Origin of the sequence: Paraburkholderia sp. (assembly GCF_036488505.1) — a bacterium.
Taxonomy (GTDB): Bacteria; Pseudomonadota; Gammaproteobacteria; order Burkholderiales; family Burkholderiaceae; genus Paraburkholderia.
In genome coordinates, this window is sequence record NZ_DASXHN010000048.1 from 1 (window position 1) to 7,756 (window position 7,756).

6 protein-coding genes are annotated in these 7,756 nt (G+C 64.6%); 4 read left to right on the top strand and 2 right to left on the bottom strand.

Features of this window, described 5'->3' with window-relative positions:
* A partial coding sequence (locus tag VGH68_RS02780) for a LysR family transcriptional regulator (protein ID WP_331601978.1) occupies positions 1-404 on the bottom strand: 404 nt, incomplete at its 3' end.
* 168 nt (positions 405-572) lie between these two features.
* On the opposite strand from VGH68_RS02780, the gene VGH68_RS02785 reads away from it, so the two are divergent.
* The 4 genes from VGH68_RS02785 (at position 573) to VGH68_RS02800 (ending at position 6,263) form a co-directional block, all read left to right on the top strand.
* Positions 573-2,018 (top strand): aldehyde dehydrogenase family protein, encoded by a 1,446-nt coding sequence (locus tag VGH68_RS02785; RefSeq protein ID WP_331601979.1) that lies wholly within the window; start codon positions 573-575, stop codon positions 2,016-2,018.
* Between the two features lie 67 nt (positions 2,019-2,085).
* The gene (locus tag VGH68_RS02790) at positions 2,086-3,198 is read left to right on the top strand and encodes a zinc-binding dehydrogenase (protein WP_331601980.1); all 1,113 of its coding nucleotides are present in this window, start codon (positions 2,086-2,088) and stop codon (positions 3,196-3,198) included.
* A 135-nt stretch (positions 3,199-3,333) separates the two neighbouring features.
* Positions 3,334-4,365 carry a TRAP transporter substrate-binding protein gene (locus VGH68_RS02795; RefSeq protein ID WP_331601981.1) on the top strand — a complete coding sequence of 344 codons (1,032 nt, stop codon included), beginning with the start codon at positions 3,334-3,336 and terminating at the stop codon, positions 4,363-4,365.
* A complete protein-coding gene (locus tag VGH68_RS02800) occupies positions 4,362-6,263 on the top strand; it encodes a TRAP transporter large permease subunit (RefSeq protein ID WP_414696883.1) in 1,902 nt (633 codons plus the stop codon). The genes VGH68_RS02795 and VGH68_RS02800 overlap by 4 nt, the downstream gene beginning before the upstream one ends.
* A 101-nt stretch (positions 6,264-6,364) precedes the next feature.
* Here the strand turns inward: VGH68_RS02800 and VGH68_RS02805 are convergent.
* The coding region (locus VGH68_RS02805; RefSeq protein WP_331601982.1) for a four-carbon acid sugar kinase family protein at positions 6,365-7,756 on the bottom strand (1,392 nt) is incomplete at its 5' end.

Here is a 7,756-nt window from a genome sequence, read left to right on the forward strand (position 1 = left end):
AGTTCGTTGAGGTAACCGCTCATGCTCTCGAACATCTGCAACTGGATGCCGGGATAGCGCGCGCGCATGCGTTCGAACAAGGGCACCGCAAGCACCGAGGAAACGCTCGTCGGCAAGCCTATCGCGACCTGGCCCGAAAGCGCGTGCTCGCCGCGTTTGACGTCCCCGCGCATCTGCGCGAACTGCTTGATGATGGCTTGTGCGTGCCGGTAGAAGGTGGTGCCCGCTTCGGTCGGCGCGACGCCGGAGTAGCTGCGCACGAGGAGCGGCACGCCCAGATCGCTCTCCATTTCGGAGATCTGCTGCGACAGGGAAGGCTGCGAAATGGACAGCGCGAGCGCCGCTTTGGACAGGCTGCCCGCATCGACGCAGGCCACGAAATACCGCATCTGGCGGATGTCCATTCGTTGTCGTTCCTCTATGTGCGGTTGTCAGCAGAAGCGTCGGGCCATAGGCAAGGATTATACCCAATATTGCCAATCCGTATTTGTAGCGGCACTGGCGATGTCCATATACTTTTTTCAGCCCGGCAGCACCGACCAGACATCGCTACGTTCGAACAGGAGACAGACATGCCTACGGAGACTCAAACCATTTTCATCGCCGGCGAGTGGAGCGGCGCGCAATCGCAGGCATCGCTGGAAGTGCGCTCGCCGACCGACGGCGAAGTGTTCGCGGCGATCTCGCGGGGCGGCAAGCCTGAGATCGACCGTGCCGTTGCCGCCGCGCGCGCCGCGCTGGCGGGTCCGTGGAGCACGATGGCCGGCTTCGAGCGCGGCCGCATCATCAGCAGGCTGTCCGCGCTGATCCTCGGCAACATCGAGGATCTCGCGCAAATCGAGGCGCGCGACACCGGCAAGCCGATCACGCAGGCCCGCACGGACATTAAGGCGACCGCGCGCTACTTCGAGTTCTACGCGGGCGCCGCCGACAAAGTACTCGGCGACGTGCTGCCGTTTCTCGACGGCTATCAGGTCACCGTGCAGCGCGAAGCGCGCGGCGTATGTGGCCTCATCATCCCCTGGAACTACCCGGCGTCGATGTTTGGCCGCACCATCGGTCCGGCGCTTGCGACCGGCAACACCGTCGTACTGAAGCCCGCCGAGGACGCCAGCATGAGCTGCTCGCGCCTCACCGCGCTCGCGCACGAAGCGGGCTTGCCGACTGGTGTCCTCAATCTCGTCACCGGTCTGGGCGAGGAAGCGGGTGCGGCGCTGTCGCAGCATACCGATGTCGATTTCCTGTCGTTCACCGGTTCGCCGGAAGTCGGCACGCTGATCCAGACGGCGGCCGCGAAGAACCACGTGCCGTGCGTGCTTGAACTCGGCGGCAAGTCGCCGCAGATCGTCTTCGAGGACGCCGATTTCGAAGCGGCGGCGAAGACCATCGTCGGCGTCATCACGCAGAACGCGGGGCAGACGTGCTCAGCGGGTAGCCGCGTGCTGATCCAGCGCTCGATCTATGACCGCTTCGTCGCCGTGCTCAGGCAGAAGATGACCGAAGTGCGCGTCGGCGGGCCTGCGGCGGACCTGGACTGCGGCCCGGTCATCAACAGCACGCAGCAGGTCAAGGTGAAGGGCTTCATCGAGCGTGCGACCCATGACGGCATCAACGTGATCGCCCGGGGCACGCTCGACAGCAGCGCGGTCGCGACCGGTTACTTCGTCACGCCGACGTTGTTCGGGCCGGTGCCGGTCGAGCACGAACTGGCGCAGGACGAAGTGTTCGGCCCGGTGCTCGCCGCTATTCCGTTCGAAGACGAAGCCGAAGCCATTGCGATCGCCAACGGTACCGCATACGGTCTCGTCGCCGGTCTGTGGACGGAGAACGGCGCGCGTCAGATGCGTGTCGCCAAAAAGCTGCGCGTAGGCCAGGTGTTCATCAATAACTACGGCGCGGGCGGCGGCATCGAACTGCCATTTGGCGGCGTGAAGCGTAGCGGTCATGGCCGCGAAAAGGGTCTCGAGGCGCTCAAGGAATACACCGTCGCGAAGACCGTCGTGTTGAAGCACGGCTAAACGACAAGGGCTCGCGCCGGACGCGGGACTCGCGCTATCGATTACAAGCATCAGGAGACAACATCGCATGACCGCCGTTCCCGAGTTTTCCCGCGCAGCCGTGCTGCGTGAATTCAAGGCGCCGCTCACCATCGAGGAAGTGCCGATTCCGCACGACGTCGAGCCCTCCGCCGCGCTCGTCAAGCTCGAAATGTCGTCGATCTGCGGCACGGACATTCATCTATGGCAAGGCTCGCTGTCGCTGAAAGTGAATCTGCCGGTGATCGTCGGTCACGAGATGGTCGGCCGCGTGGTGCGCGCGGGCGCGGGCGTCGCGACCGACTCGGTTGGCACGCCCCTGAAGGTGGGCGACCGCGTGGTCTACACGCACACGTCGTGCGGCGGCTGCTTCTTCTGCACGACTGCGCGCAAGCCGACGCTCTGCACGAACCGCCGTGCGTATATGTACGAGAACATCGAGGAGGCGCCGTATCTGCTCGGCGGTTTCTCGCAATACGGCTACATCCTGCCGCAGGCAGGCCGTCTGCGCGTGCCGGATTCGGTGCCGAACGAACTGGCGAGCCTCTCCAGTTGCGCACTGCGCTCGGTGATGAACGCGTTCTCGCAGATCGGCGAAATCGAGCCGACCGAAACGGTGGTGATTCAGGGTGCGGGCCCGCTCGGCCTGCTCGCGACCGCGAACGCGCGCGTGCGCGGGGCGAAGAAGATCATCGTGATCGGCTCGCCGTCGGCGCGTCTGAAGATGGCCGAGCGTTTCGGCGCGGACGTCTGCATTCCGGTGGACGGCACGACCGCGCAAGAGCGTCTGGACGCGGTGCTCGCACAGACCGAAGGCCGTGGCGCGGACATCGTGATGGAATTCACCGGCGTGCCGGCGGCTTTCGCGGAAGGTCTCGCGCTTGCGCGCAAGGGCGGCCGCTATCTGGTAGTCGGCCAACTGGGCGAAGCCTCAACGACGATCGCGCCTTCGATGATCGTCAAGAAGAACCTGCAGGTGTTCGGCTCGTTCTCGGGCGATGCGCGCAGCTACTCGCTCGCGCTTCAGTTTCTCGAAAAGCACCAGCAGGACTTTCCGTTCCACGAGATGATCACCGGCCGCTACACGCTCGATCAGGTCAACATCGCGATGCAGCGCATGAAGAACTTCGAGGAAGTGAAGCCGGTCATCAGCATCGACTGAGGAGCGGGCCAGTTTCTCGCTGCAGCACCGTAGCCCGTTCGCCGGCTCGTTCCGGCGGCCGTCAGAAGACGCCCTCTTTCCGCGCGGCCTTCGCCGCAACGATGCATGGCAAATTAAACAACCAGGAGACAAAGCATGAAAATCGATCGTCGAAGCTTTCTCGTGACGGGTGCAGGGACGGTGGCGGCAGCCGCTTCGAGCATGATCGGCGCGCCGTGGATCAGACGCGCGCAGGCGGCGGAATTCAGCTACAAGGTCGGCACCGACCTGCCGGCGTCCCATCCGCTGAACGTGCGCATTCAGCAAGCCGCCGATGCCATCAATAAGGAGACCGACGGCCGCATGGAAATTCGCGTGTTCGCGAATAACCAGCTCGGCGGCGATCCCGACATGTTCGCTCAACTGCGCGCGGGGGCGCTGGAGTTCTTCACGTTATCGGGCGCGAATGCGCTTTCGTCGCTGGTTCCGAAGACGGCGATCACTGGCGTGGGCTTCGCGTTCAAGGACTACGGCCAGGTGTTCGGCGCACTCGACGGTGAACTGGGCGCGCATCTGCGCGGCCTCATCACCAAGGGCGGTCTCGTGGTGCAGGACAAGGTGTGGGACAACGGCTTTCGCCAGATCACGACCAGCACGAAGGCGATCACGACGCCGGGCGACCTGCAGGGCATGAAGCTGCGCGTCCCGCCGGGCCGCCTGTGGATCTCGCTGTTCCGTGCACTGTCGGCCGCGCCGGCTTCGATCAGCTTCAACGAAGTGTATTCGTCGCTGCAGACCAAGGTCGTCGAAGGTCAGGAAAACGCGCTCGCGGTGGTCGACACGGCGAAACTCTACGAGGTGCAGAAGTACTGCTCGATGACCAGCCACATGTGGGACGGCTTCTGGTTCCTGGGTAATCGCGCGGCGTGGGAAAAACTGCCGGCGAACATACGCGACATCACCTCGAAGCACCTCAACGCCTACGCGATGCTGCAACGCCAGGACGTGGCGAAGCTCAACGCGTCGCTGCAACAGACGCTGGAAAGCAAGGGACTGCAGTTCAACGCGCCCGACATGAGCAGCTTCCGCGAAGTGCTGCAGAAAGGCGGCTTCTACGCAGAGCAAAAGAAATTCTTCGGTGACGAGGAATGGGCGTTGCTCGAGAAGGTCACCGGGAAACTAGCATGAGAACGCAGAGCGCGGAGGATTTCTCGCAAGGGGCGGGCGACGGCAACGCTGCGCCGGCCGCCTCTTCGATGCTGCCGGGCCTTGCGCTCGCCGACCGCGTGCTCGGGCTGATCGTGTCCGTGCCCGCGGCCCTGCTCGTGCTGGCCGAGATCATCCTGCTCTTCAGCGGCGTCGTGGCCCGCTACGCGTATCACCGCCCGCTGGTGTGGGGCGATGAACTGGCGGGCATTCTGTTCCTGTGGCTCGCGATGACGGGCTCCGCGACGGCGCTGCATCGCGGCACGCACATGCGGATGACGGCGATCGTCAATCGTGCGGGCAACGAGTGGGGGGCGATCTGGGACACCGTCTCGCTGGTCGCGAGCCTGCTGTTCCTCGGGCTGATCGTGGCGCCGGCTTATGCGTACTTCAACCAGCAATGGGGGATCGTCACGCCGGCGCTGGAAATCAACGACGCGCTGCGCGTCGCGGCGATCGTCTACGGCGTGTCCGTCATGCTGCTGATGTCGGTCGTCAAGCTGCTGGCGCTCGGCTGGAAGCAGGCGAGCATCGGCCTCGTGGTGGTAGCGGCGGTCGTCACCGGTCTGCACACGGTGGGTCCGGTGCTGCAATCGCTCGGCAACATCAACCTGCTTATCTTCTTCGTCGGCGTGGTTGGATTCACCGTGCTGTCCGGCATGCCGATCGCGTTCTCGTTCGGGCTGGCGGTGTTTTCGTATCTGTCGCTGTCCACGGCGATGCCGCTGGAAATCGTCGTGAGCCGGATGGACGAAGGCATGTCGCAGCTTTTGCTGCTCGCCGTGCCGATGTTCATCTTCCTCGGCCTGCTGATCGAAATGACCGGCATGGCGCGCGCGATGATCAACTTTCTCGCGTCGCTGCTCGGCCACGTGCGCGGCGGTCTGTCGTACGTGCTGCTCGGCGCGATGTACCTTATCTCGGGCATTTCGGGCTCCAAGGCCGCCGACATGGCCGCCGTTGCGCCGATCCTGTTTCCCGAAATGAAAAAGCGCGGCGAGAAGCCGGGCGAACTCGTCGCGCTGCTGTCGGCGACGGGCGCGCAGACGGAAACCGTGCCGCCGTCCATCGTGCTGATCACGATCGGCTCGGTGACCGGCGTGTCGATCTCGGCGCTCTTCACGGGCGGTCTGTTGCCGGGTTTCGTGCTCGCGCTCGCGCTGTGCGTGCTGGTGTGGTGGCGCGCGCGGCGCACCGACCCGGTGTCGTCCAAACGTGCACCGGGTTCGGAAATCGCCAGACGGCTGGTGATCGCGATTCCCGCGCTGGCGCTGCCGGTGGTGATCCGCTTCGCGGTGGTCGAGGGCGTGGCGACGGCGACGGAAGTGTCGACGGTCGGTATCGTCTATTCGCTGATCGCGGGCTTGCTGATCTATCGCCAGTTCGACTGGAAGCGGATTTCGCCGATGCTGGTCGAAACGGCGGCACTGTCGGGCGCGATCCTGATCATCATCGGCACGGCGACGTCGATGGCATGGGCGCTCACGCAGTCGGGTTTTTCGCATAACCTGGCGTCGTTCATGGAGCACCTGCCGGGTGGCGCGGTGAGCTTCATGGCCGTGTCGGTGGTGATGTTCGTGCTGCTGGGCAGTGTGCTGGAAGGCATTCCGGCTATCGTGCTGTTCGGGCCGCTGTTGTTCCCGATCGCGCGCGACGTGGGTATCCACGAAGTGCAGTACGCGATGGTCGTGATTCTGTCGATGGGTCTGGGCTTGTTCTCGCCGCCGTTCGGCGTCGGCTATTACGGCGCGTGCGCGGTCAGCAAGATCCATCCCGACGAAGGCATCCGGCCGATCATCGGCTATATGGTCGCGTTGTTCGTCGGCATCATCGTGATTGCCGCGGTGCCGTGGATTTCGGTCGGATTTTTGAAGTCCTGAGCTTAAACGTTCGACGCTTCGAGTTCAAAGTAAGCGGTAGATTCTGCGGCGGCGAGGTCTCCCGACATCGCCGCCCTTAAACGTCTGCATCAGTCAGCGCGTCACGCCACATGCCCGTCCCGCGCACGGACGAAGAATTCCGCATCGCCCATTTGCCCACCCTTCAATGCAACCTGAAGCTCACGCAGATGCGGCTTTTCGGAGATCACACGACATAGCGGCGCACCCGGTGTCAGGCGCGTATCGATTTCGAGCGCATCCGGCCCGAGCACCTTCGTGACCTGGCTCGACGTATCGCCGCCCGACAGGATCAGACGGCGCAACGGCTCGGCCTTCAGTACCGCATCGGCGATCGCACCGAGCCGCTGCCCGAGCGTGCGGCCGCCTCGATGACGCGCGTCGTCGCGGGTCATGCCTTTCGCGACGAGTGCGTCGAGCATCTCGCCGATGCGCGGATCGCGCGGTCCGCGCGCCGTATGCGCGATGACGCTGCGGCCGTCGCGCAACGCGCCGAGCGCGCGATTCACAATGTCGTCGAATGCGCGTGCGCCTTCACCGTCGTCGATCAGCGCGCGGGCGTCGATCGCGATATCCGCGAAACCCGCCGCGATCGCCGCGTCGATCTGCGCCGCCGACAACGGTGATGCGCTGCCCGACATGGCGAGAATCGGCGCGGCCGGCTCGATGCGATCGAACGAACGCGTGATCGCGGGCAGCGTGCGTTGCTCGGCCCACCATTGCGACATCGCGTATTCCAGCCCGGACGAGCCGACCGCGAACACCGGACTGTGGGCCTTCGCATAGCCTTCGAGTAGCCGCCCTACCTCGGTCAGATGCGCGGGCGTCGCGGTATCGAGCAGCAGGCCGGCAGGCGCGGCGTCGAGCGCGGCCTGCCACTCGCGATCGAGCGTCTCGCGGCCATCGTCGAAATTCGGCAGGAAAAAACCCGTCAGCGGCAAGTCCGTCTGGCGCGCGATGTGGCGCAGAAGATCGCCTTCGTCCATCGGCGTGACCGGATGTGTGCTCACGATCGGATGACGATCGAGGCGATAGACCTTGCCGTCCGTGCCCGAGCGCGCGAACAGGTTGCCGAACGTGCAATAGCGCTTCAGCGCGGGCGTGCCCGCGACGATCGGAATGGCGTGCGGGCCGAAGCTTTTGCGCGCAATTTCCATCACACGTCCAATGCTGCCGATATGCGGTGCGCTGTCGAACGTCGAGCAGACCTTGTAGTGAATGATGGGCGCATCGAGCGCACGCAGCGCCGCGAACACCGGCGTCAGCGCCGAGTCCATTTCGGTGGGCGTCATCGCGCGGCTGTCGCCTGCCACGCCGATCGCGTCGAATCCGCCGAGCGCCGCGAGCTGGTCGCGCGTCGGCGGGTTCAGGAATAACGCGCAGCGCAGTCCCGCGAAGGCGAGTACTTCGAGCGCGTCGGTGGAGCCGGTGAAATCGTCGCCATAGAAGGCGAGCCGCAACGGCGGATGACGGGT

Bases quoted from the DNA above. Each gene is read 5' to 3' on its own strand.
- VGH68_RS02795 (WP_331601981.1), top strand. From the start codon at position 3,334: ATGAAAATCGATCGTCGAAGCTTTCTCGTGACGGGTGCAGGGACGGTG.
- VGH68_RS02790 (WP_331601980.1), top strand. From the start codon at position 2,086: ATGACCGCCGTTCCCGAGTTTTCCCGCGCAGCCGTGCTGCGTGAATTC.
- VGH68_RS02800 (WP_414696883.1), top strand. From the start codon at position 4,362: ATGAGAACGCAGAGCGCGGAGGATTTCTCGCAAGGGGCGGGCGACGGC.
- VGH68_RS02785 (WP_331601979.1), top strand. From the start codon at position 573: ATGCCTACGGAGACTCAAACCATTTTCATCGCCGGCGAGTGGAGCGGC.